Annotated in this window: 23 protein-coding genes and 1 tRNA gene; 18 read left to right on the top strand and 6 right to left on the bottom strand. The window is 54.9% G+C overall.

The window, feature by feature from the left end; all coding sequences use genetic code 11:
• Nucleotides 1-51 precede the first annotated feature (51 nt).
• From AAGA79_RS12380 to eno, 4 genes are all read left to right on the top strand, one after another.
• On the top strand, nt 52-1,515 hold the full coding sequence (locus tag AAGA79_RS12380; RefSeq protein ID WP_411826116.1) for an alkaline phosphatase: 1,464 nt from the start codon (nt 52-54) through the stop codon (nt 1,513-1,515).
• Between the two features lie 149 nt (nt 1,516-1,664).
• Complete coding sequence (locus AAGA79_RS12385; RefSeq protein ID WP_411826117.1) at nt 1,665-3,509, top strand: phosphoenolpyruvate carboxykinase (GTP); 1,845 nt, start codon at nt 1,665-1,667, stop codon at nt 3,507-3,509.
• A gap of 114 nt (nt 3,510-3,623) precedes the next feature.
• Nucleotides 3,624-5,465 carry a GreA/GreB family elongation factor gene (locus AAGA79_RS12390; RefSeq protein WP_411826118.1) on the top strand — a complete coding sequence of 614 codons (1,842 nt, stop codon included), beginning with the start codon at nt 3,624-3,626 and terminating at the stop codon, nt 5,463-5,465.
• 24 nt (nt 5,466-5,489) lie between these two features.
• Nucleotides 5,490-6,788, top strand: a complete 1,299-nt coding sequence (gene eno / locus AAGA79_RS12395; RefSeq protein ID WP_411826119.1) for a phosphopyruvate hydratase — start codon at nt 5,490-5,492, stop codon at nt 6,786-6,788.
• A gap of 162 nt (nt 6,789-6,950) precedes the next feature.
• Here the strand turns inward: eno and AAGA79_RS12400 are convergent, their stop codons facing one another.
• On the bottom strand, nt 6,951-7,343 hold the full coding sequence (locus AAGA79_RS12400) for a hypothetical protein (protein WP_411826120.1): 393 nt from the start codon (nt 7,341-7,343) through the stop codon (nt 6,951-6,953).
• A gap of 102 nt (nt 7,344-7,445) precedes the next feature.
• Nucleotides 7,446-8,174, bottom strand: a complete 729-nt coding sequence (locus tag AAGA79_RS12405; RefSeq protein WP_411826121.1) for a TlyA family RNA methyltransferase — start codon at nt 8,172-8,174, stop codon at nt 7,446-7,448.
• Between the two features lie 113 nt (nt 8,175-8,287).
• Here AAGA79_RS12405 and msrB point away from each other — a divergent pair, with 113 nt between their 5' ends.
• The 3 genes from msrB to AAGA79_RS12420 all read left to right on the top strand — a co-directional run bounded on the left by msrB (nt 8,288) and on the right by AAGA79_RS12420 (nt 9,618).
• Nucleotides 8,288-8,788 carry a peptide-methionine (R)-S-oxide reductase MsrB gene (gene msrB, locus AAGA79_RS12410; protein WP_411826122.1) on the top strand — a complete coding sequence of 167 codons (501 nt, stop codon included), beginning with the start codon at nt 8,288-8,290 and terminating at the stop codon, nt 8,786-8,788.
• Nucleotides 8,789-8,977: 189 nt separating this feature from the next.
• Nucleotides 8,978-9,310, top strand: coding sequence for a hypothetical protein (locus tag AAGA79_RS12415; RefSeq protein ID WP_411826123.1), 333 nt, complete (start codon nt 8,978-8,980; stop codon nt 9,308-9,310).
• A 5-nt stretch (nt 9,311-9,315) separates the two neighbouring features.
• Complete coding sequence (locus AAGA79_RS12420) at nt 9,316-9,618, top strand: hypothetical protein (protein ID WP_411826124.1); 303 nt, start codon at nt 9,316-9,318, stop codon at nt 9,616-9,618.
• Between the two features lie 74 nt (nt 9,619-9,692).
• Here the strand turns inward: AAGA79_RS12420 and AAGA79_RS12425 are convergent, their stop codons facing one another.
• Nucleotides 9,693-10,358, bottom strand: coding sequence for a DUF1294 domain-containing protein (locus AAGA79_RS12425; protein ID WP_411826125.1), 666 nt, complete (start codon nt 10,356-10,358; stop codon nt 9,693-9,695).
• Nucleotides 10,359-10,541: 183 nt separating this feature from the next.
• Between AAGA79_RS12425 and AAGA79_RS12430 the strand changes: the two genes are divergently transcribed.
• From AAGA79_RS12430 to AAGA79_RS12445, 4 genes are all read left to right on the top strand, one after another.
• Nucleotides 10,542-11,285, top strand: coding sequence for a dienelactone hydrolase family protein (locus tag AAGA79_RS12430; RefSeq protein ID WP_411826126.1), 744 nt, complete (start codon nt 10,542-10,544; stop codon nt 11,283-11,285).
• 104 nt (nt 11,286-11,389) lie between these two features.
• A complete protein-coding gene (locus tag AAGA79_RS12435; protein WP_411826127.1) occupies nt 11,390-11,779 on the top strand; it encodes a hypothetical protein in 390 nt (129 codons plus the stop codon).
• A 204-nt stretch (nt 11,780-11,983) separates the two neighbouring features.
• Entirely contained in the window at nt 11,984-14,029 is a 2,046-nt protein-coding gene (locus tag AAGA79_RS12440; RefSeq protein ID WP_411826128.1) for a TonB-dependent receptor family protein, read from the top strand.
• A 175-nt stretch (nt 14,030-14,204) separates the two neighbouring features.
• On the top strand, nt 14,205-14,891 hold the full coding sequence (locus tag AAGA79_RS12445; RefSeq protein ID WP_411826129.1) for a hypothetical protein: 687 nt from the start codon (nt 14,205-14,207) through the stop codon (nt 14,889-14,891).
• Nucleotides 14,892-14,912: 21 nt separating this feature from the next.
• On the opposite strand, the gene AAGA79_RS12450 is transcribed toward AAGA79_RS12445, so the two are convergent.
• Entirely contained in the window at nt 14,913-15,317 is a 405-nt protein-coding gene (locus AAGA79_RS12450; RefSeq protein ID WP_411826130.1) for a hypothetical protein, read from the bottom strand.
• A gap of 130 nt (nt 15,318-15,447) precedes the next feature.
• Between AAGA79_RS12450 and AAGA79_RS12455 the strand changes: the two genes are divergently transcribed.
• Entirely contained in the window at nt 15,448-15,927 is a 480-nt protein-coding gene (locus AAGA79_RS12455; RefSeq protein WP_411826131.1) for a low molecular weight protein-tyrosine-phosphatase, read from the top strand.
• Between the two features lie 38 nt (nt 15,928-15,965).
• On the opposite strand, the gene AAGA79_RS12460 is transcribed toward AAGA79_RS12455, so the two are convergent.
• Nucleotides 15,966-16,325 carry a zinc ribbon domain-containing protein gene (locus AAGA79_RS12460; protein WP_411826132.1) on the bottom strand — a complete coding sequence of 120 codons (360 nt, stop codon included), beginning with the start codon at nt 16,323-16,325 and terminating at the stop codon, nt 15,966-15,968.
• A gap of 79 nt (nt 16,326-16,404) precedes the next feature.
• Here AAGA79_RS12460 and AAGA79_RS12465 point away from each other — a divergent pair, with 79 nt between their 5' ends.
• Nucleotides 16,405-17,202 carry a DUF1853 family protein gene (locus AAGA79_RS12465; RefSeq protein ID WP_411826133.1) on the top strand — a complete coding sequence of 266 codons (798 nt, stop codon included), beginning with the start codon at nt 16,405-16,407 and terminating at the stop codon, nt 17,200-17,202.
• A gap of 41 nt (nt 17,203-17,243) precedes the next feature.
• Here the strand turns inward: AAGA79_RS12465 and AAGA79_RS12470 are convergent.
• Nucleotides 17,244-17,320: transfer RNA gene (locus AAGA79_RS12470), tRNA-Asp, on the bottom strand.
• Between the two features lie 241 nt (nt 17,321-17,561).
• On the opposite strand from AAGA79_RS12470, the gene AAGA79_RS12475 reads away from it, so the two are divergent.
• The 5 genes from AAGA79_RS12475 to AAGA79_RS12495 all read left to right on the top strand — a co-directional run bounded on the left by AAGA79_RS12475 (nt 17,562) and on the right by AAGA79_RS12495 (nt 23,084).
• The gene (locus AAGA79_RS12475; RefSeq protein WP_411826134.1) at nt 17,562-20,285 is read left to right on the top strand and encodes an alkaline phosphatase family protein; all 2,724 of its coding nucleotides are present in this window, start codon (nt 17,562-17,564) and stop codon (nt 20,283-20,285) included.
• Nucleotides 20,286-20,315: 30 nt separating this feature from the next.
• Nucleotides 20,316-20,891: a PEP-CTERM sorting domain-containing protein gene (locus AAGA79_RS12480; protein ID WP_411826135.1), complete on the top strand. Its 576-nt coding sequence runs from the start codon at nt 20,316-20,318 to the stop codon at nt 20,889-20,891.
• A gap of 36 nt (nt 20,892-20,927) precedes the next feature.
• Nucleotides 20,928-21,524, top strand: coding sequence for a PEP-CTERM sorting domain-containing protein (locus AAGA79_RS12485; protein WP_411826136.1), 597 nt, complete (start codon nt 20,928-20,930; stop codon nt 21,522-21,524).
• A 36-nt stretch (nt 21,525-21,560) separates the two neighbouring features.
• On the top strand, nt 21,561-22,145 hold the full coding sequence (locus AAGA79_RS12490) for a PEP-CTERM sorting domain-containing protein (protein ID WP_411826137.1): 585 nt from the start codon (nt 21,561-21,563) through the stop codon (nt 22,143-22,145).
• Nucleotides 22,146-22,214: 69 nt separating this feature from the next.
• Entirely contained in the window at nt 22,215-23,084 is an 870-nt protein-coding gene (locus tag AAGA79_RS12495; RefSeq protein ID WP_411826138.1) for a hypothetical protein, read from the top strand.
• Nucleotides 23,085-23,162: the final 78 nt, after the last annotated feature.

Below are 23,162 nucleotides of genomic sequence, written 5' to 3' on the forward strand. Positions count from 1 at the left end.
GTCACAAACTGCCCCCTTGCCTACCCATGCATCCCCACTAGCTTCGTGAGGATGCAACCATCCTCTTATGGCCGCCGCGATATCCTCAGGATCGGCAGCCTTCTCGGCACCTCCGCATTTCTCGCAGGTACTTCCCGGGCACAGGAAAAATCCTCCGAGGTAAACGGCATCATATTTATGGTCTCGGATGGCATGAGCCCCGGAGTCCTTTCCATTGCCCAGAATTTTTCGAAAATAGTCCGCAACCGCGGCACAGCCTGGTGGGACCTGATCGGGAATCCGGCTTCCGTACAGGGCCTGATGGAAACCAGCTCGGCAAACTCGCTGGTCACAGACTCTTCAGCAGCTTCTTCTGCCTGGGGTGGCGGCGTGAAAATCAACAACAACTCCGTCAACGTCCGTCCGGACGGCTCCGAATCGGAGCCAATCATGCGATCGCTGAAGAAATTAGGCCTGCGCACCGGCCTGGTCTCTACTGCCTCCATTACCCACGCCACACCGGCGGGCTTCGCGTCCGTCACTGAAAACCGGGATCATGAGCATCTCATCGCCCCGCAATACCTGGATACTGTGGATATACTCCTCGGTGGCGGTTTGAAATTTTTCGATCCAAAACAAAGAGTCGACTCCCGCGACGCACTCACCCCTTTCCAAAAGAAAAGCTATGAGCTCGTTCGCGACCGGAATTCCCTACTCAAATCCAAAAGCGAGCGCATCCTCGGCCTGTTCAGCAACGGCCACATTCCCTACGAAATCGATCGTCTCAATGACCGCTCCCTGCAGCGCACCGTGCCCACCTTATCTGAGATGTCCAAGGCAGCCGTGCGGAACATGCTTTTCTCAAACCAGAAATTTCTCCTCCAGATCGAAGGCGGCCGCATCGATCACGGCGCCCACGCAAACGATATCGCCGGGCTGATCTGGGACCAACTGGCCTTCGATCAGGCACTCGAGACCGTTCTCGAAATGACAGCCGGGCGCGATGACATACTAATTATCGTTACCACGGATCACGGCAACGGAAACCCCGGACTAAACGGAACTGGCAAGCATTATGCTAATACCAGCGAAGCCTTTCGCAATATTACTAAAATGAGCGCTTCCCACGAAAGGATCTTCCAGAAATGGAGAAGCGCACCATCAAAAGACCCCGAGTCCATGGCTAATTTAATAGAAGTTAATCTAGGCTTCAAACTATCACCCGACGAAGCAGAAGCCCTCACCGCCGCATTTAGGAACCCGGCAGGAAAAAAAGCGGCCAGACTCGCGACAAAAGGGGAAAAAGACACCACGGGGATTGTGGAACAATCCTTCACGGAGTGGAGTAACCAGTTAAGGAACCCCCAGGGACTTCTCGGCCAAATCGCAGGAAATCACACGGGAATTGGCTGGACCGGAACCTCCCATACTTCGGACCCCGCCATCCTCACCGCCCTCGGGCCACAATCCCAACGCTTTCAGGGGACCATGGAGAATCAGGAAATCCACCGCCATCTCATGGAGCTTTTATCGTAAGCGGATAGACCTCATCTACCTACTTTCCCTATCGAAATATTCAATACGCCCCTCGAAGCTTTACCCGGTTTCGCATATCTCATCAAAAGCCCCTCATTTATTCGGGTATTCTTGCCCACCTTCTCTCATCCGCTTAACTTTTCTACAGAATGAATACAAAAAACACATCTTGCACGGCCCTTCAGGAATGGGTCGATAAAGTCGAAACTCTCGTCACACCTACCGACGTCGTCTGGTGCGATGGCTCCCAGGAAGAATGGGACGGCCTCGCCCAGCAACTAGTCGATCAGGGAACATTTATCCGCCTGAATCCGGAAAAACGTCCGAACTCTTTCCTCGCCCGCTCGGAACCATCGGACGTCGCCCGCGTCGAGGAACGCACATTCATCTGCACCAAGCGGCCCGATCAGGCCGGCCCGACCAACCAGTGGGCGGACCCTATCGAAATGCGTGATTTGCTGACCGGAAAATTCACCGGCTCCATGGCAGGCCGCACCATGTATGTTATCCCTTTCTGTATGGGCCCCATGGATTCGCCCCTCGCCAAAATCGGCATCCAGATCACCGATAGCCCATACGTCGTAGTCAACATGCGCATCATGGCACACATGGGCTCCCACGTTCTCGAGCGTCTCGAAAAAGAAACCGACGGGACCCTTGAGAAAAAACGCGATGGCCATGCCCAGTTCATCAAATGCATGCACACTGTCGGTGCACCGCTCGCAGAAGGACAGGAGGACGTCCCTTGGCCTTGTAACGACGATAAATACATCTCCCATTTCGTCGATACCCGCGAGATCATGTCCTACGGCTCCGGCTACGGCGGCAACGCGCTCTTGGGTAAAAAATGCCTCGCGCTCCGCATCGCATCTAATATCGCACGCGAGCACAAATGGATGGCAGAGCACATGCTCATCCTCGGCCTCCATGCTCCGGACGGCAGCAAAACCTACGTCTCAGCCGCATTCCCATCCGCCTGTGGCAAGACCAACCTCGCCATGCTTGAACCGCCAAAATCCTACGCGGACAAAGGCTGGAAAACGTCCATCGTTGGCGATGACATCGCATGGCTCTGGCCACACGAAGACGGAAAGCTTCACGCCATCAACCCTGAGACAGGTTTCTTCGGCGTCGCCCCCGGCACCAACTGGGAAAGCAACCGCATCGCCATGGAATCCATGGCAGAAAACGCTATTTTCACCAATGTAGCCCTCACGGATGACGGCGATATCTGGTGGGAAGGGATGACCAAGGAAGCCCCGGCTCATCTCATCGACTGGAAAGGCAACGACTGGACTCCCGATTCGAAAACCCCTGCGGCTCATCCCAACGCCCGCTTCACCGCGCCAGCCTCACAATGTCCTACAATCGATCCCGATTGGCAGAACCCGGATGGCGTCCCGATCGACGGCATCATCTTCGGCGGTCGCAGAGCCACCACCATGCCACTCGTCTATCAAGCCTACAACTGGTCACACGGCGTTTACATCGGCGCGACCATGGGCTCGGAAATGACCGCAGCAGCTGCGGGAACCATCGGAAAAGTCCGCCGGGATCCTATGGCCATGCTTCCGTTCTGCGGCTACAACATGGGCGACTACTTCGGCCATTGGTATGAGATGCGCAGCAAGCTCACCCACCTCCCACGTTTCTTCCACGTAAACTGGTTCCGCAAAACAGAAGAAGGGAAATTCATGTGGCCGGGCTTCAGCGAAAACATCCGTGTCCTCGAGTGGATCATCGATCGCTGCAAAGGCAACGCCGCCGGTCACGAAACACAAATCGGATGGACTCCTGATTTCCAGGACTTCAACACGGAAGGCTTGGAAAACTTTACCCAGGAAGATTTCGACCGGGTTATGAAATTTGATACCCGCGAGTGGCGCTCGGAAGTAGTATCCCAAGGTGAACTATTCATCGATCTCTACGATCACCTCCCGAAAGAGCTCATCTTCCAGCGCGAGCTTCTCGCAGCCAGACTCGTAAAGTCCTGATTCAGGCACCCGGATTAGCCCGTATTCGCTCAATAACCCCGCGAATACGGTGCTTATCACTATTTATCACCCCTAGGCTTGCCTTATCCGCTCAGCTTTTCCAAGCTCGCGCCCATGCATCCTGATGTCGAGAAATTGGTAGAGGCCGGTAAAATACCTGCGCCTGTCGGAGAACGTCTTTCACAGCTCGCACCCGGGAATTTTTGTCTCCACAAATCTTTCGGAGCCGGCAAAATCGTAAGTTGGGACTTTGGTTCAAAGAAAATTATCGTTGATTTTGAACACTCAAGTGGACAGGAAATGGACCTCCAGTTCGCCATGCAAAAAACCGAGTGGCTCCCTGAAGACGACTTCCGTTCCAAGAAAATCGAGGAAATCGAAGAACTCAAGAAACTCGCCAAGGAAGACTCCGTAGCCCTCGTTGTCCATATTCTGGAAAGTCACGGCGGCACAATCACCGGCGAGGCCATCGAGCAACTCGTTAGCGGCGCCGTCATTCCAACCAAGGAGTATAAGAAATGGTGGGACGCCACCAAAAAGGCAGTCAAGGAAAGCCGCAAAGCCGTCGTTCCTACAAAACGCACCGAGAACATCGTTCTCCGCTCAACCGATATTACCCCAGCTCAAGCTCTTCTCGCTGACTTTGAAGCAGCCAAGGATATCAAAGGCATGATCAAAGGCCTCGAAGCAATTGCTTCGGACATCGGTGCCTTCGACGAAGATCCAGACGCACTTCGCCAACTGCTCGCAGACATCGATGATGGCGCGAAAAAAGCAGCCCGGGTCCAACTTGGCCAAGCCATGCAACTCGTTGCAGCCCGTGACGAAGTCATCGACAGCAATAAAGCATTCGAGCTCGATCCTTCCGCAGTCCGCCTCAGCGATCTTATCGCCGGCTCGGACCTCAGCCGCATCGCCGAGGAACTCATCGCACTCCCATCCACCCGCCAACGTGCAGTCTACGAAGCTTTCGAAAGCGCATTTGGTGATGAATGGATTTCAAAAATCGTAACCGTCTTCGACCAGGTCGGCGCACGCGGCGTTACAGAAATCGCACGCATTCTTTCTGAAAACGACGGAATGGACCCACTCATCGAGCACCTTGGCTCCGCACTCGCCCGTCGGGCACTCGGTCCGGACGCCCTCATCTGGGTCTGTCGTGAACGGAAAGGCTCAGCAGAGAAAATCTTCGGCGCTGATGTCGGTGCCTCCATTCTCAATCTTCTTGAGAACGACCACCTCTCGGACGGCCCACGGAAAACTTCCCGTCTTCAGAGCCTCCTCGGCGATGACAAGAACCTGCTCTCCGACCTCGTTAGCGGAATGGACCTCAACGAAGCGAAAAACTTCGCACGTCGTATGCTCGACTGCCCTGTTTTTGCCGATCTTGAGAAGAAATCCCTCATGGCCCGCATCATCAAGGTTCGCCCGGAAACAGTCGAACTTGTCTCCGGACAAAATGCAGCCAAACGCGAAGAGCCACTCCTTGTCTCATGGGGCTCCCTTGATAAGAAGAAGCAGGAACTCGAGGAACTCATCCGCGAGAAAATCCCGCAAAACCTTCAGGACGTCAAAATCGCACGTTCATACGGAGACCTTCGCGAGAACTTCGAATACAAGTCCGCCAAGGACATGGAGAAATTCCTCGCCCATCGCCGCGCCGCTCTCGAACGCGAAATCGCACTCGCCCGCGGCACAGACTTCAAAGGCGCTGACACAGAAACTGTCAATATTGGCACAATCGTCACCCTCAAAGACGAGCAAGGCACAGATCAAGCTATAACAGTACTTGGTGCGTGGGATTCAGATCCAGATAAGAAAGAGGTTTCCTACCTCTCAGACGTCGGCAAAGCCCTCATGGGCCTATCCGTCGGAGACGAAGCGAAAGTTCGCGACGTCGTGTCTGAGGAAATGAAGACCCTCACGATTACTGCAATCACTTCCTACAACCCATAAGTTTAACCTTTTCCACTAATGAATATGGACCTTACCACAATCATCGAAATCCGCGGCCGTGAAATCATCGATTCACGCGGCAATCCTACCGTAGAAGTTGACGTTCACCTCGAAGGTGGCGCGGTCGGCCGTGCAGCAGTTCCATCGGGAGCTTCCACAGGCGAACACGAAGCACACGAACTTCGCGACGGAGACAAAGACCGCTACCTCGGAAAAGGCGTCCTTCAAGCGGTTGACAGCGTGAACGAAACTCTCGCTGACGAATTGATCGGCCTCGACGCCACAGAACAAGCCATGATTGATAAAATCATGGCCGATGTGGACGGCACACCGAACAAGAAGAAACTCGGTGCAAACGCCATCCTCGGCGTTTCCCTCGCAGTAGCAAAAGCTGCAGCAGCTCAAGTCGGCGTTCCTCTCTATAAATACCTCGGCGGCCCTAACGCCAAGGTGCTTCCGGTTCCGATGATGAACATCATCAACGGCGGCTCACACTCGGATGCCCCTATCGACTTCCAGGAGTTTATGATCGTTCCTGTCGGCGCCCCTACCTTCAGCGAATCCGTTCGCTACGGTGCAGAAGTTTTCCACGCACTCAAAAGCGTTCTCCACGCTCGCGGCCTTTCCACAGCAGTAGGTGACGAGGGCGGATTCGCTCCGAAACTCGATTCAGCGGAAGACGCACTCAGCGTTATCTGCCAGGCAATCGAGAAAGCAGGTTACAAAGTAGGCGAGGATATCTCCATCGCGCTCGACGTCGCTTCCTCCGAGTTCTACGACAAGGAAAAAGGCCTCTACGTCTTCCACAAATCCGATAACTCCGAGAAGTCGGCATCCGAGCTCGTAGACTTCTACGCGGACCTCCAGAAACGCTTCCCGATCATCTCCATCGAAGACGGTTGTGATGAAAACGACTGGGACGGCTGGAAAACTCTCACCGACAAAATTGGTGCAACAACACAGCTCGTCGGCGACGATCTCTTCGTCACCAACTCAAAGTTCCTTCAGAAAGGTATCGATCTCGGTGTAGCCAACTCCATCCTTGTGAAAGTGAACCAAATCGGTTCCCTCACGGAGACCTTCGATGCAGTCGAGCTTGCCAAGGAAAACGCTTACACAGCAGTTCTCTCCCACCGTTCCGGCGAAACAGAGGATAGCACAATCGCTGACCTCGCAGTTGCAACCAACTGCGGCCAAATCAAGACCGGCTCAATGTCCCGCTCCGATCGTATTGCAAAATACAACCAACTCCTCCGCATCGAGGAAGAGCTCGGGGAAGACGCCATCTATGGCATCAACAAACTCAAAGTGCTCAAGAAGTAACTCCAGGAAAGCGGCCCACTCGCCGATTTCACTGAAATATTATAAAAAGCCATCGGAGATTTCCGGTGGCTTTTTTGTGTTCGGGTCTCCGTTTCAGACCGCAAAAAAAGGCCAGCGGGTTTCCCCGATGGCCTTGAAATTTAAATCCGGAGGATTCAGAGATTAAGCGAAAGTGGACTCATCCTTTTCGCCATCGCACTCTTCACCTTTGCACTTGCCTGCAAGGAGAGTGGACTCGTCTTTTTCACCGTCGCAGTCTTCGCCTTTGCATTTGCCTGCGAGTGTTCCTTCTTCTTTGTCACCGTCGCATTCTTCGCCAGGGCATTTACCAGTGAGAAGTGAGGACTCATCGGAATCTTTTTCACCGTCACATTTTTCGCAGTTTCCGGCGAGGGTGCCTTCTTCTTTGTCCTTATGCTTGTCGCACTTTTCACATGCGGCGATCACTGTTGACTCATCTTTTTCTTTGTCGCCGTCGCACTTTTCGCAGTTGCCTGCAAATGTAAGTGAAGTAGTGAGGAATACCGCGCTGAATGCTGTTAGTAGTAGTTTCATGTTTTTTTGATTGTCGTTAACGTGGAGATACGAATTTCCAGACGAATCGTATGCTAATTATAGAGTATCGCTAGAGATTTTTATTCGAAATATTTTTGAAGATTATTCGATCCAGGCGAGAAACTCCTGATTTCCGTCCATTCCCGCGATTTGAGCGGGGATCAGCCCCTTCCATTCCTTCCCGAAATCCTCTGTTACAAACTTCCGGATTTTCTCCACAGCCTTCTCCCTTAGCGCTTCATCCCGTACAATTCCACCGGTTCCCACATCTTCCCGCTGCAGCTCGAACTGCGGTTTGATCAGGCAGACAACCGCCCCTCCCTCCTCCAGAACTCCGAACACGGCAGGCAAAACTTTGGTTAGAGAAATGAACGAAAGATCCATCACGGCAAGCCGCACTTTTTCACCCAAGTCTGCCTCCACCATATTCCTCGCATTAAATTTCTCACGGGAGACCACCCTGGGGTCACTCCTCAGTTTCCATACAAGTTGATTTGTCCCCACATCGATCGCATGCACCCTCACCGCCCCACGCTGCAATAGGCAGTCGGTAAAACCGCCGGTCGAAGCACCCACATCGAGGCAAGTACATCCTGACACATCAATGCCGAAGTGCTCCAGCGCTCCTTCGAGCTTCAGGCCTCCCCGGCCCACAAATTTCGGCTTCTCCTTGATTTCAACCACCGCATCTTCCCCGAATCGCTCCGCGGGTTTATCCACCGGTCGTCCATTCACCTTCACCTCCCCTGCAAGCACAAGCCGCTTCGCTTGCTCCCGCGAATCAGTCATTCCTCGATTAAAAATCAGTGCGTCCAATCTATCTTTCCTCACAGCTCTTTCTAGTCAGGAATGCCACGGTTCATCAACCTACCATCCACACCATCCGATAAATTTGCGAATATTTCACCCTGATCTATACTCACATAGAACAACAAATAAGACTTATGCTCCAGAAATCACTCTCTACTCTCACCGTCCTTTTAGCCTCACTCTCCATTAGCTGTGGTGAAACCAGCGCTGAAAAAGCCGCATTCAAAGACAAGCTGACTCCCATGCAATACAAGGTCACCATGGAAGATGGAACCGAGCCCCCGTTTAAAAATGAATATTGGGATAATAAAAAGGATGGCATCTACGTATCCATCGTAAGCGGAGAGCCTCTCTTCAGCTCCAAGGATAAATTCAAATCCGGAACCGGTTGGCCTTCTTTCTCAAAGCCAGTATCCAAGGAAAATGTGAAAGACGTGGTAGATAAAAAATACGGAATGGTCCGCACCGAGGTTCGCTCCGTGGAGGCAGATACCCATCTGGGCCACGTCTTCGACGATGGTCCCGCTCCGACCGGTCTCCGCTACTGCATCAATTCCGCAGCACTTAAGTTCATCCCGGTCGATAAGCTCGAGGAGAACGGACTCGGAGAGTACAAGGCACAATTCGATAAGTAGGATTATTCACCAAGCGGGTTGAGAGTTCCTTCTGCAACCCGCAACCTTCTCGACATTGCAAAATGCGAGTCAGCTAAGATCCCCGTGTTTCCTATTCCTTGGAACCACGGTGTTTTCGTATAATTTAGAAAGGGAACGGCATCTGCAACGATTCTCGTATAGTCATTTAAACATAACCAAAACTGAATCATGAATACAGAGCCAACAACCTCTCCCGAACCACTCAAGGATAAAGTCCAACACTCCTTGGAATCAGCTAAAGAATCCGCAGCTTCATGCTGTGAGACGGTCCGTAAGGAATCCTGCCAAATGTGCGAAAGCACCAGCGACGCCATCAGACGCAATCCAATCGCTTATGTAGCCGGTGCAGCTTTTCTCGGCGCAGCCGTTTGTTACCTCATCTTGGAAGGCCGTTCGCAGCCTACATTCCGCCAGCGCTATGTGGACGGACCACTTTCAGACGCCGGAGACAGTGTCTCTCACTCGATTAACTCCGCAATCAATTCACTCAAATTTTGGTAATCCATATGAACACAGATATCATCGAAACAGAACAAGACCCTAAGATCGTGCAAGGAGCTAAAACCCTGGCCGACAACGTGAAATCCAAAGCCTGCAATCGCTTGGAAGACTGTGAGGAGAAAATCCGTCAGTCCCCTGGTAAAGCTGTGTTGATCGCCTTGGGTGCGGGATATTGCCTCAACCGCCTTCCGGTCGCAGCACTCCTTGCCGCACCAATCCGCCTCACCGCAATTTTTGCCAAACCTGCCCTGCTGGTGCTAGGCGCCGCGAAGCTTTACGATATCGTCGAGCAGCAGTCACGTAAGTAGGCTGATTTAATACTGTTAAAAACTTGAAAGGGGCGGCCATTGGTCGCCCCTTTTTTGTCTCCAAATTCTCAGAATTAAATATTCGGAGTCATCCAGTCTTTCATAAACGTGGTTGCCTCAGTCCATAACCAGTGGTCCATCACCACATCCAGCGCCACGAGCTGATAAAGGAATACGATCGACCAAAAGATTGCCTGATAACTCAACTTCCGTGTTTTGTGCCGGAACTTCTGCTGTGCCAGGAAAGCCCCCGGCCATCCGCCAAAAAGTTCTAAACCGTGAAGCTCTGTCTCGGAAACTCGCCACCTTCCGGCATTCGCGCGTTTCTTGTCATACCTGTATAAAATCCACGCCGCAACCGAGACCGGCAGCATAGCCAGCGGGACCATCCACGGAGCAGTCGGCAATTTCAGGTTCGCCGCAAAAGGTAGCGCCAGAAGGAGCGCGAGCCATAGCCAAGCCTTTATCGAAGGCACTGATGAATGTCTCGGGCATTTTAAAGCCTTGGCGGAAGGTCGGCCTTTCGGATCCAGACCTACCATGAAAGTCACTTTGTCCCCATCCCTCGGTATGAATCCTTTGTCGAATTCACGGATATGCGCAAACAGACTTCCCCCATCATATTTCACCCACCCAAATCCGCGATCCGTTTCCCACTTGGAAATTACCCCCTCCACACGGTCCTTCCCGGAAGCCAGCACTTGCTGTTCTTTCTCTATCCCATCTTTATCTGGCTTCATACAAATGCATCGCCCTCTGATCTATTAGGTTTTTATCATCAATCAGATAGCGGAAATCCAATCAAACTATCACACAACTCCTAAAGTTCAACACCCCCGCAATAAACTGTTTCTGTAAAAATAGAACCCCGTCCTTTGCTCCGTTCTTCTTTCCATATAAACAACCCTCAGGAACCACCCACCATGATCTACCGCAACGATGAATACGCCGATGTCGAGACTGCTACCGGCACCATGCGCACCCATATTTTCCGCCCGGTCGCGGAGGGAGAATACCCGGCCATCATCCTTTACTCGGAAATATACCAGGTCACCGAGCCTATCCGCCGCGCTGCTGAATTCCTTGCAGGCCACGGATTCATAGTTGCCACACCAGAAGTCTACCATGAATTCGAACCTCTCGGAAAGGTCCTCAACTACGATAAACCGGATACGGATCGCGGAAATGAACTAAAAATCACCAAGGAAATCTCAGCCTTCGATTCCGATGCCAAAGCGCTCGTCGAATTCCTCAAAAACCACCCGTCGTCCTCCGGTAACATCGGGGCACTCGGCATCTGCCTCGGCGGCCACCTCAGCTTCCGTGCCTGCATTACAGAGCCGGATATCAAAGCCGGTGCATGCTTTTACGGAACAGATCTACATCAGGCATCACTCGGGAAAGGTCAGAACGATGGCACACTCTCCCGCTGTGCTGAAATCAAGGCTGAGATGCTTATGATCTGGGGAAAACAAGACCCGCACATCCCGCGCGAGGGTCGCCGCAAAATCTACGAAACCATGTCAGATGCCGACCTGAACTTCTCTTGGCACGAATTCAATGGCCAACACGCCTTCATGCGCGATGTCGGCCACCGCCACGATCCAGAAATCGCACGCCAGGTCTGGCAACTCACCCTCGATCATTTCACCCGAATCCTGAAATAGGACAACTTTGATAAAATTGACTCATAATCGGCGTTCATCAAACTTGACCCCGTCATCCACTCTCATCTAAACGGAACCGTCCGGCCACACGTGGCTCCCGCCATTTGAAAAAACTCTTCAAATATCTCTTCCTCATTTTCGGTTGCCTTCATCTTACAGGCGGCCCCTACGCCCTTGTGCAGTCATACGCATGGGCCACGATGTTGGTCGAATATTCACAGGAATCCTCCCTCGCGGAAGCCGCCGTTGATACCTTTTCCGGTGAAAAACCCTGCTCACTCTGTATCAGGATTGAAGCCTCCAAACAGGATGATTCGAAGCAGGACCCAGTCCTCCCCACCCTGGAAAAACTTTCCAAGGAGCTCCTCCCCATTTCTCTGGCAAGTTTGAAAGAACCGGTTTCGCAGGAGGCACTATTTGCGAGCTTCTCCGCACCTGCCGAGCTTCTCGTCAGCTACCAGTCCGGCCCTCCAAGCCCGCCACCGCGAGCTTAAGATCCCTCCGAATTTACGCGGCACCACTGTGCCCGCTTAATTCCAAGCGATTCCCGCACATTTTCGCGGATCGCTCTTACCTCGGCTACCTGCGGAACCATCCGCGCTTGGAAACCGACCCCTATCCCGTAATCGGCACACCCGCATCGTTCCATCGAACGCCGCGACGCGTGCTCCCGAACCTATTTTTTGACTTAATTTCAAATGAAAACTTTTTCTATTACCACACTCTGCGCTCTAAGCGCACTCGCCCAGGCACAGGATGCCTCCCAGGAAACTTTGCCTACCACCCTCGTTCAGTCCGAGGATCAGACATCGCTCACCCAGCCCTCCATAACAAAGGACCGCGAAGAACTCGCTGAAGTGCCCGGAGGCACTGAAGTAGTGGACTCTGAACGCTACCTAACCGGACGTGCTTCCACGCTAGCCGATACCTTTTTCCTCTCTCCGGGTGTTGTTGCTCAATCCCGCTTCGGCTCGGATGAAGCACGTATCTCCATCCGCGGCTCCGGCCTGCAGCGGACCTTCCACGGCCGAGGCATAAAGTTCTCCCAGGACGGCATCCCGTGGAACCTCGCGGACGGCGGGTTCGACATGCAATCCGTGGATCCACTAGCCATCTCCCACATTAATATCTGGCGCGGTGGAAATGCCATTTCCCAGGGCTCCACCACTCTCGGCGGTGCAATCGACTACCTTTCCTATACCGGCAGGAACCACGATTACTATTCCGCCCGCATCGAAGCTGGCTCGTATGAATACCTGAAAGCCCACATCGCCGGTGGTATCACGGAAGGCTCCAAGGACCTCTATTTCTCCCTTTCCCAATCCCAGCAAAACGGCTTCCGGGACCACGCGGAGCAATCCACTCAACGTTTCAACACGAACTTTGGCCTGCAACTGAACGAAGACCTTGAAACACGCTTCTACCTCAGCGCCATCAACACAGACTCCGAACTCCCCGGCAGTCTGACCAAAGCAGAACTGGAAGCCAACCCACGCCAGGCCGGCGTTGGAGTCGTGCTCAATGACAACAAACGCGACTTCCAGCTCTTCCGCTTCGCCAATAAAACCACCCTGCGGACCGGTGACAACATCATCGATCTTTTCGCGGCCTGGACCTACAAGGACCTCGATCACCCGCTGAACTTCGGTATCATTGATGCGCTCAGCAATGACCTCGTCATTGGAGCAAACCTCGAAAACAACACCCAGTTGTTCGGTCGTGCAAACCGCTTCCGCACAGGCATCAGTTACAGCCACGGGGAAACGGATAACGCCATCTTCGCCACCACAGCCGGCGTGCGTGGATTCCAGTTCACCGATACCGACCAGACCGCCACAAATCTCGAATATTTCGTCGAAAACCAACACGAGATCACAGCAGGCCTGAACGTCACTGCAGCACTCGCCGCAGCTTACTCCACCCGTGAGGAAACAGGAACTGCTTCGCTCGACGAGGATTACTTCAACATCGCCCCGGCTCTCGGCCTCACCTACGATGTATATGGTGTTCAGTTCTTCTGTGGGTATTCCCGCTCCTTTGAGCCGCCTTCCTTCTCGGAAGCCGCACTCACTAACTTTGCCACCGGCACTCGCTTCGCAACAGACGCGCAGATCGCCGATACATTAGAGATCGGCACCCGTGCCACCTCCGGTGCCGTCAGCTGGGATGCCACCCTCTACTACTCGAAAATCGAAGACGAACTCCTGGCTCTAACCGACGCCGCTACCGGCCTCTCGGCCACCATCAATGCGGATGAAACCATCCATTACGGTTTGGAACTCGGCTTTCAGGCGGACCTCCTTGGCTCCGATTTGGTTCAGGACACCCCGGCACACCGCCTCATGTTCCGTTCCAGCTACACCTACGGTAGCTTTCGTTTCGATGACGACGCAAACTACGGAGACAACCGTATCGCCGGTATCCCACCCTCCCTCATTCGCGGGGAACTCCTCTGGGAAAATTCTTGCGGCTACTACGCTGGACCTACTTTCGAGTGGTCTCCTACGAAATCCTATATCGACCACGCCAATACCCTATCTGCTGATCCCTATGCACTCCTTGGCTTCAAGGTCGGTCGCAGAGTCGCGGATGGACTCTCATGGTTCATTGAAGCGAAAAACCTCACAGATGAGACATACGCCTCCACCTACGGCGTCCTCCAGGATGCAGGCGGCATTGATCAGGCACAGTTCCTCCCTGGCGACGGACGCTCGGTCTTCGCCGGCGTAGAGTGGAAATTCTAATAGCTGAGCCTTTTTCGCACAGGCACTTGGGGTAAGCAGCAGCCTTTCCCAAGTGCCTCTCCCCCTGGAAGGGGTGCCGGGGAGTGGCGCCCGCCCACCAGTGCACTACTCCCCGGCACCCCTTCTTCAACTCGTCCATCCACAGCAGTCAAAACCTGCCTACCACTTCAGAATTATGAAAAAATTTATCAGAAAATCGCACCGCTGGCTCGGTCTCCTCTTCTCGCTCACCATCCTCATGTCCTCCGGCAGTGGTGTCATTCACGTCATCATGAGCCGCACGCAAGCAGCCCCTCCATCCGCGAAACCCAGCGAAGCCGGCCTCAACACCGCAGCCATTACGATCAGTCCCGCACAGGCATTTCCGGATACCCAACCCACAGCCATCAATATCCGAAACATCGCAGGAACACCCCACTACCAAGCCTTCCTTCCTGACCAAACCGGATTCACATACATCGATGCTACCACCGGCACCGAAAACAAAACGGCGGACACCACCTACGCCAGAGAAATTGCCTCGAAATTTCTCGCCTCCGATGAAGTCGAGCAAACCGATTTCCTCACCTCTTTCAACCGTGAATACATCGGTATCTTCCGTATCCTACCCGTCTATCGCTTCGATCTCGCCGATGGCAAAGGCACCCGCGTTTACGTCTCCACCATCACCGGATCCGTCACTCGGCACACCGATGATAAAAAGCAATTCGAGGCAGATATCTTCAGCCTCTTTCATAAATTCATGTTCATCCCCAACAAAGACCTGCGGGACCTCACCATCTCAGCCGTGACCGGTGGAGCATTTCTTATCTCCATCCTCGGCATTGTCCTGTTCTTCCTCACCCGCCCTCGGAAAAAATAAGGCAGGGAAATCTTAGCGACGCTAGAAATTGTCCAGCCGCCAGCTGTCATACATCGCCAGCTGCTTTTCATAAGGAAGATCCCTCCGCGATTCGTCCTCGGAGAGCCATAGCTCGAAACCAGAAGGATCCGCTCTTCTTTCCCCTGGGACCGCCGCCTCCCCACCCATTCTCGATAGAACTAAAAAGAAGAACCTCCCCCATCTAAGGAAGTAAAACGCAAGTAAGGTATACACCACCAATGCGAAAATTACGGGATTCGTGGCAACAGCCAACATCTCCTTACCTACCCTCACACCGGCCCAACTGGACGTGTAATGGAGCCCTATCAGCATCCCACATTTCTCCATTGCACACCAAAGGAAAAACACGCCGATCACCCGGACAATCACCCACACCAGCTCCTCCTTTGTGATTCCCTGTTTCATTACTTCAGATTGAGCGCTCCGAAATGGCCGTCAAGCTTCCACCTCGAATTACACGGAAGCTCCCACACCCTTTTATTTCCCCTTCAGAAACCGATTGCCACACCCGCCCAGCTGGCAGGATAATCGCCCCATGTCCACCCTACCATTCCGCGTTCTCTTCATCTGCATGGGAAACATTTGCCGCTCCCCCGCCGCGGAAATCGTGTTTCACCACCTGCTGGAAGCCGAGAACCTCACCGAAAGCATCCACACAGATTCCGCCGGCACCATCGGCTATCATAAGGGAAGCGCTCCGGATCCGCGGATGAGCGAGACCCTCCGCAGGCGCGGCTACCGCATCTTCGGGAAATCCCGCCCGATCAAACCCGAAGACCTGGAAATCTTCGACCTCATCCTCGTCGCCGATCAGGAAAATCTCCGGGACGTCCTTGCCCTCGCAAAGGACAACCAACCCACCGGCCACATCCAGCTACTCACAGACTACTGCACCCGCCACGAATCAACCCACGTCCCCGATCCATACTACGGCGGAAACAAGGGATTTGAAACCGTAGCAAACCTGGTGGAAGACGCTTGCCAAAACCTCCTCAAAAAAGTCCGCCAGTCATAGGACCGCGATCTTCAGTCTGCGAAAAATCAGAACCATCGTCAGAAAGGCATATCTTTCAGCATCTTTGTGGCCTCATCGAACTGCTGCACAAACGATACAAATGTCCGATACATCCCCCAGCAGAGCGCCAGCACCACCAGCGTGATGAAAATTTTCCATGCCACATGCAACTTCGGATGAAGCCAGATCAGCGGCAAAGCAAACGGCGGCACTGTTAGAAAAGTCAGGACAATGAACGGTGTCTTGCAATACCAGGGCAAAGTATTTTCAGGAGGCACCACCGGAATCAGCGGCACTAACGGCACCGGGCGTTTTGATTCATCGAGAAACTCCATGCAGTGCTTACACTTCACCGCCTCATCCTGGATATCCTCCGCGCAATACGGGCACTTTTTCATAAGGGTAACTGCTGCAACCTAGACCTCTGCTCTTCCATGTCGATGTCCATTTCCCCACTATCAGCCCACCATCGCTGAAATGTCCTCAACATCCTCCGCCCTCTTCCATAGTCTCACCCAAGGCCCACTTCTCATCGGATCTCTCCCAGAAGCCTCCACATTTCCCTTCACTTCTCTTCAGCTACCCGAAAACCCCTCGCCACTTAATCTGGAGCAAAAACTCGGCCACCTCTACGAGGACGCGCTTGCCACACTAATCCAGGCCTCTCCCCGCTACAGACTTCTGGAGCAAAGCCTCCAGCTCCGAAAAATCGCCGGCCATACCCTTGGCGAACTCGATTATCTCCTGGAAGACCTACCCTCCCGGCAGATCATACACCTTGAGCTCGCAGTGAAATTTTACCTCGCCGTCCAGACACCCGGAGCCCTCCTCCTACCCGGCCCGAATGCCCGGGATAACTATTTTCGTAAACTAGAGAAAATGCGCACCCACCAGCTCGTCCTCACCGGAAGCCATCGCGAACTCCTCCCACCTGAATACAGAAATCAGAAAATCACCACCCGCCAACTCGTCTACGGCTGCCTCTTCGATCACATCCACACCACCGAACCCGCCACCCCCGAGTTCCTCAATCCGAACGCCCGCCGCGGCAAATGGCTCCACGCAGACCAATGCACCGAATACTTCGGAGAAAACACTCGTCTGGAAATTATCCCAAAACCCCTCTGGCCCGTCCCTCTGGATTTCATCAAAGACACCCCGCTGGAAAAATGGGAAATCGATACAGAAATCGACCGCTGCCTAATGGTCCGCACCCGCACAAAGCCCACCCCTTATTTTATAGCCCCCATCGGCTATCCTGAAACCTGCCAATAGATGGCTAAGTCTAAAAACAAAAAAGCCACTCAAATCTGGGATGGCGGAGCGGACGGGGCTCGAACCCGCGACCTCCAACGTGACAGGCTGGCGCTCTAACCAACTGAGCTACCGCTCCATCCCAGATGAGTGGAAGGAAGAGGTAATTCGCTCCCCCGCCGGACGCAATAACTGAATTAACAAAATTAGACTTTTTTTTGCCTCTCCCCAAAGGCGTGGTTGCGTCCCATCGCCAACCAATCACCGCCCGAGGATAGCAGCATCCCCACCACATCAAAGTGGCACTTATGACCATTTTTAAAAAATTATATTAACCTTATCCCGTCGGCCTGATACAAATACGGAGTTCTTAGTATTCAATGTCCAAATTGCCCACCAAAAGGAAAAAGCTTCTTCTAATCGGCTGGGACTCAGCGGATTGGAAAATCATCAATTCACTCCTTGCCGAAGGCGGAATGGACGGCATCCGCAGCCTCATGGACGGCGGCACCCATGGCAATCTCGCCACTCTGGAGCCGCAACTCTCACCCATGCTCTGGACCAGCATCGCCACCGGGAAAATGGCCTACCACCACGGCGTGGAAGGCTTCACGGAAGTCGATCCTGTCTCCGGTGCCATCGTTCCCGTCTCCGCCGCCACGCGGAAATGCAAAACAATCTGGGAAATGCTCGGGGAAAAGAACCTCCGCAGCCATATCGTCAGCTGGTTCGCCACCCAGGGAGAGCGCGATCTCGATGGGAAAATGGTCTCCAACATGTTCTGCCACCTCAAGGGCGACACCCCGGACGGAGTTCCCGAAGAACGCGAGCCTCCCATGCCCGGCACCTACTGGCCGGAGGATCTCGGGGAAAGCATGGACCACCTCCGCATCAGCCCGCACGAAATCGAGGGAGATATCCTCAAAGCATTCCTCCCCGAGGGCCACCGCATCGATCAATCCAGGGACCAGCGCATCACCCACCTCCGCCAGCACCTCGCAGAGGCATACTCCGTCCATGCCGCCACCACCCACCTCATGGAGACCGATCCTGAGTGGGATTTCATGGCCGTCTACTACCGCGCCATTGATGAGATTTCCCACCACTTCATGCCCTACCACCCGCCGCGGATGGAAGGCATCCCCCAGGATGATTTTGAAATCTACCAGCACGTCGTAAAGGCCACCTACCGCGCCCACGACATGATGCTCCAGCGCCTCCTCCACCTCGCCGGGCCAGACACCACCGTCATCCTCGTTTCAGATCACGGCTTCCACTCGGATCACCTCCGCCCGGAGTTCACCCCACGTGTCCCCGCCGGCATCACCGTCTGGCACCGGAACCAAGGCGTCCTCCTCGCCAAAGGCCCAGGCATCGCACCCGGCGCACACATCCACGGGGCCAATCTCCTCGACATCGCACCCACCATCCTCCACCACTTCCGCCTCCCCATCGGCGAGGACATGGAAGGCCGCGTCCTCCGGGAAATTTTCTCCACAGACACCCCGGCACTCACCACCCCCACCTGGGAGAACGATACCACCACCCCCACCCGGCGCGGCTCCCTCACCTCGGAGCAGAGCCAGGAACTCCTCCAGCAGTTTATCGATCTCGGCTATATCGATGAAATCTCACCAGACTCCACGGAAGCGGCAGACTCCACCAAGCGGGAAAACAAATGGTCCCTCGCGCGCGCCTACCTCTTCACCGGCAAGCACGCAGCCGCACTCCCACTCCTCGAAGACTGCTTCACTGCCTACCCGGAACGCACCGATTTCGCCCAAGTCCTCGCCCGCACCCAGCTAGCCCTCGGCCTCACCCACGAGGCAGAGGAAACCCTGGCCATTTGCCTGGAGACCTTCGGGAACTCCACCTCAGCCCACCTCCTCCAAGGCCAGATCGCCTATGAGAAAGGCGAGCCGGAGCAGGCCCTCAACCACCTGGAAACCGCCCGCGCCCAGGCACCGCGCGCGCCCAGCATCCTGGAACTATCCTGCCGAGCCTACACTATCCTTGGAAAATGGCAGCAAGCCCGGGATACTGCAGAGTTTCTCCTCTCCATAGACCCCAGCAGCATCCAGGCGCACATCACCCTCACCCGCTGCCTCCTCCGGGAAAAACAACCCGAAGCCGCCGCCCGCACAGCCCTCTCGGCCATCGCCCTCCAGTTTGCCAGTCCCCGCGCCCACCAGCTGCTCGGCACCGCACTCACCAGCCTTCAGCAATGGCCGGAGGCGGAAAAAGCACTCAACAACGCCCTCCAATTCGCCCCGCACGACACAGCCACCATCACCGCGCTCAAGACAGTCTACACCCGCCAAGGCAAAACCGCCGAGGCACAGACCTGCGATGACCTCCTCGTAAAAGGCAGGCTCTCCACCGCCCTCGCCAGCCAGAAGCAACTTCAATCCATGCGCATCGGCATCGCCGCCCGTGCAAAGGAACGCCACATCCAGCGACAGCTCCGCCGCGAGGAAGCCGCCAGGAAATCCGAGGAAGCCGCCGCCATCCAGCCCCTGGACTTCACCATCGTCTCCGGCCTGCCACGCTCCGGCACCTCCCTCATGATGCAGATGCTCCGCTCCGCCGGCATGCTCCTCATGCACGATGACAAGCGCCAGGCCGACGAGGACAACACAGAAGGCTACTGGGAATGGCAGGAGATCAAATCCCTGCGGAAAAATCCCCGCCTCATCGAGCAAGCGGAAGGCAAGGCCATCAAAGTCATCTCCGCCCTCCTCCCTCAGCTTCCCCCGCGCCACCGCTACCGCATCATTTTCATGAAACGCCCCGTCGCGGAAGTCGTAGACTCCCAGTGGGCCATGCTCGCGCGGAACGGGCGTAAGCCCCGCTCGGAAAAAGCCCACCTCATCCAGACCCAGCAGACCCATCTGGATCAGACCCTCGCCCAGCTCCGCCAGCGCACAGACGTAGAGTTACTGGAAATCGACTACCCCTCCCTCGTCTCCACACCAGAGGCACAACTCCCCGCCCTCCGGAAATTCCTGGGCACCACTCTCCCCCAGCCACAGCACCTCTCCTCACCCATCCGCCCCGAACTCCACCGCCAGAGAAAGCCCACCTCTCCGGCACTTAACGCATAACGACAATCCACAACTCACACCCTACCAACCGTGAAAACACACCAACTCGCCACCTACCTCACCCTCACCGCCGGCTCCACCACCATTGCCCAAGGTGCCATCACTGCCTTCACCTTCGCCCCAGGCACCGTCAAATCCAGCGCGGACTCCACCGATGTTCCCGCCGGGATCAATATCGGAATATCTGGTCCTTACGGCTACGCTGATACAAGTGTTTCAACCTCATCGCTATTCGCTTACTCGAGCTCTGATCAAAAGTTCAGTTCAGGCGGAGATTTTGCCGCAATCGGGTACTCACAAAGAGGGAAATATGCCCTTAACGGCTCGGGTAAGTACGGAGCTACTATCGACGGATCCACTAAAAACTATGCCAGCATCTCCTTCGACGGTTTCGACAACATTTACGAAGCCGTAGGCGAGTTCGTATTCGACGGCGCCGGCGGCGGCTACCTCTCGGGCCTCGCCATCGATTCCGCAGGAGTAGGCATCTCCATCTCCGCCGGAAAAGCCGCCATCGAGGCCGTCCCGGAGCCATCCGCACTATCCCTCCTCGCACTCGGTTCCGCAGGCCTCCTTCTCAGAAGGAACCGCAAGCAGGCTGTATAGCCGGGAGTCTTGCCCTCTACTCACACCCTACCAACCATGAAAACACATCAACTCGCCACCTACCTCACCCTCACCGCCGGTTCCACCACCGTCGCCCAAGGTGCCATCACCGCCTTCACCTTCGCCCCAGGCACCGTCAAATCCAGCGCAGACTCCACCGACGTTCCCGCGGGAATCGATATAGCCCTAGGGTTTGGTTCAAAAAAAACCTACGGTAGAACGGACCTCACGGCCTCCACTACCTCACTCTTCGCCATTACCGGAGATGTACATTTCACCTCGGGGGCTGATCTCACCCCCACCGACGCGACTGTAACAGCTCAATATTCATACAGTAATAATGGCAACCTCGTATCACGCTTTGGCGCCAACATCGACGGATCCACCAAAAACTACGCCAACATTTCCTTCAACGGCTACGACGACATCTACGAAGCCGTAGGCGAGTTCGTATTCGATGGCGTAGGCGGCGGCTATCTCTCGGGCCTCGCCATTGATTCCACAGGAGCAGCCCTCTCCATCTCCGCCGGAAAATCCGCCATCGAGGCCATCCCGGAGCCATCCGCGCTCTCCCTCCTCGCACTCGGCTCCGCAGGCCTCCTTCTCAGAAGGAACCGCAAGCAGGCTGCATAGCCGGGAGCCTTGCCCTCTACCCACACCCTACCACCCGTGAAAACACATCAACTCGCCACCTACCTCACCCTCACCGCCGGTTCCACCACCATTGCCCAAGGCGCCATCACCGCCTTCACCTTTGCCCCAGGCACCGTCAAATCCAGCGCAGACTCCACCGACGTTCCCGCGGGAATCAATATCGGAATATCTGGTAGCTATCCCAAAGACAACGGGCGAGCCGACCTTTCATATTCCTCGAGCTCTTACTTTGCAACTTACGGCACCGTAATTTTCACCTCCGGCTCGGATATCAATGCCCCTGTTGGTACGCCCGGAGGAAGATATTCCTACAACGGCATTTCGAAAAATAGCGCAGTAATTGATGGAACAACCAAGAACTACGCAAACATCTCCTTCAACGGCGCGGACAACATCTACGAAGCCGTAGGCGAGTTCGTATTCGATGGCGTAGGCGGCGGCTATCTATCAGGTTTCGCCATAGATTCCACAGGAGCAGCCCTCTCCATCTCCGCCGGAAAATCCGCCATCGAGGCCATCCCGGAGCCATCCGCACTATCCCTCCTCGCACTCGGTTCCGCAGGCCTCCTGCTCCGCAGAAACCGCAGGCAAGTCGCCTGATAGACACCAAGGAAGCAGAACATCTTCACGCGGCCAGGCTACTCGCACGGCTGGCCGCCTTCTTTCCCTATGCTTATACGCCCCGCATACCCGGATGAAATCGCCCGCGCCAAAAGCCTGCTGGCAGATCACCCCGTCCCACCTCACTCCACTTTTCTCCTAGGGGTAAAAGAGACTCCCGTAGAGCGTATCGTAGCCGCCATCCCGTGGTGGGAAACGCCAACATCCACCCCAAAGGCACTTCGCTTTCACCTCAGCTCCTCCAGTGGATTGGACGATACCCAGCTGCTCACCATTTTCCGCCAGCTCGATCAGATTGCCAAAGAGCGCGACGCCACGGAAATCTATCTGGATATCCCGCTGGCCACCGCCCATCCGCTCTACCACCTACTCCTCCGGGAGGGCTTTGAGATCGCCCAGACAGACAGGATCTTCACCAGCCCCGGAGAAATCGTAAAATCCCGGAACCTCCGCATCTTCAACCGCGCCCAGCCAAAACGTCCCAAAGATTGGGAGTTCCAATCCATCCGCGGCCAGGACCCCGCCAAGATTTTTGAAATCATCTCCGCCCACGGCCTGATGTCTCCCCACCAGTTCCAGAGCTACTGGAACACCGGCAACAAGGAGCGATTCGAGGAAAAATATTCCTCCGTCCTCACCTGCCGTGGCGAAATCCTCGGACTACTCCTCATGACCCTGCGCGGAGAGACCGAGCTCCACACTCACGTGGAAGCAGTAAACCCGAAGTTCGCCCACCTTTCCCCGCTCATCTCCGTATCCATACGGAACGCCGCCTTCCAAGGCTGCCCGGAGGGGTTCCCCGCCATCTTTTCCTTCCGCGCAGACTCCCACCGCCACAAGCAAACCGGCAACAGCGCCCTCCGCCACGGCGGCACCGAGCACCCCCCGAAACATTTCCTGAAAAGAGCAGTCCATTAAAGATTACCTACCCTCCCCCCAGGGAGCGGCTGCGTTCCGCTGCCGGGCAACCCCGGTTTTCGAACATCGCTCTCCAAT

The sequence above is a fragment of the Luteolibacter sp. AS25 genome (assembly GCF_046736275.1).
Classification (GTDB): domain Bacteria; phylum Verrucomicrobiota; class Verrucomicrobiia; order Verrucomicrobiales; family Akkermansiaceae; genus Luteolibacter.

Excerpts from the sequence above, each read along its gene's own strand:
- AAGA79_RS12380 (WP_411826116.1), top strand. The coding sequence starts at position 52 with ATGCAACCATCCTCTTATGGCCGCCGCGATATCCTCAGGATCGGCAGC.
- AAGA79_RS12385 (WP_411826117.1), top strand. The coding sequence starts at position 1,665 with ATGAATACAAAAAACACATCTTGCACGGCCCTTCAGGAATGGGTCGAT.
- AAGA79_RS12390 (WP_411826118.1), top strand. The coding sequence starts at position 3,624 with ATGCATCCTGATGTCGAGAAATTGGTAGAGGCCGGTAAAATACCTGCG.
- eno (WP_411826119.1), top strand. The coding sequence starts at position 5,490 with ATGGACCTTACCACAATCATCGAAATCCGCGGCCGTGAAATCATCGAT.
- AAGA79_RS12400 (WP_411826120.1), bottom strand. The coding sequence starts at position 7,343 with ATGAAACTACTACTAACAGCATTCAGCGCGGTATTCCTCACTACTTCA.
- msrB (WP_411826122.1), top strand. The coding sequence starts at position 8,288 with ATGCTCCAGAAATCACTCTCTACTCTCACCGTCCTTTTAGCCTCACTC.
- AAGA79_RS12415 (WP_411826123.1), top strand. The coding sequence starts at position 8,978 with ATGAATACAGAGCCAACAACCTCTCCCGAACCACTCAAGGATAAAGTC.
- AAGA79_RS12420 (WP_411826124.1), top strand. The coding sequence starts at position 9,316 with ATGAACACAGATATCATCGAAACAGAACAAGACCCTAAGATCGTGCAA.
- AAGA79_RS12425 (WP_411826125.1), bottom strand. The coding sequence starts at position 10,358 with ATGAAGCCAGATAAAGATGGGATAGAGAAAGAACAGCAAGTGCTGGCT.
- AAGA79_RS12430 (WP_411826126.1), top strand. The coding sequence starts at position 10,542 with ATGATCTACCGCAACGATGAATACGCCGATGTCGAGACTGCTACCGGC.
- AAGA79_RS12440 (WP_411826128.1), top strand. The coding sequence starts at position 11,984 with ATGAAAACTTTTTCTATTACCACACTCTGCGCTCTAAGCGCACTCGCC.
- AAGA79_RS12445 (WP_411826129.1), top strand. The coding sequence starts at position 14,205 with ATGAAAAAATTTATCAGAAAATCGCACCGCTGGCTCGGTCTCCTCTTC.
- AAGA79_RS12450 (WP_411826130.1), bottom strand. The coding sequence starts at position 15,317 with ATGAAACAGGGAATCACAAAGGAGGAGCTGGTGTGGGTGATTGTCCGG.
- AAGA79_RS12455 (WP_411826131.1), top strand. The coding sequence starts at position 15,448 with ATGTCCACCCTACCATTCCGCGTTCTCTTCATCTGCATGGGAAACATT.
- AAGA79_RS12460 (WP_411826132.1), bottom strand. The coding sequence starts at position 16,325 with ATGAAAAAGTGCCCGTATTGCGCGGAGGATATCCAGGATGAGGCGGTG.
- AAGA79_RS12465 (WP_411826133.1), top strand. The coding sequence starts at position 16,405 with ATGTCCTCAACATCCTCCGCCCTCTTCCATAGTCTCACCCAAGGCCCA.
- AAGA79_RS12475 (WP_411826134.1), top strand. The coding sequence starts at position 17,562 with ATGTCCAAATTGCCCACCAAAAGGAAAAAGCTTCTTCTAATCGGCTGG.
- AAGA79_RS12485 (WP_411826136.1), top strand. The coding sequence starts at position 20,928 with ATGAAAACACATCAACTCGCCACCTACCTCACCCTCACCGCCGGTTCC.
- AAGA79_RS12495 (WP_411826138.1), top strand. The coding sequence starts at position 22,215 with ATGCTTATACGCCCCGCATACCCGGATGAAATCGCCCGCGCCAAAAGC.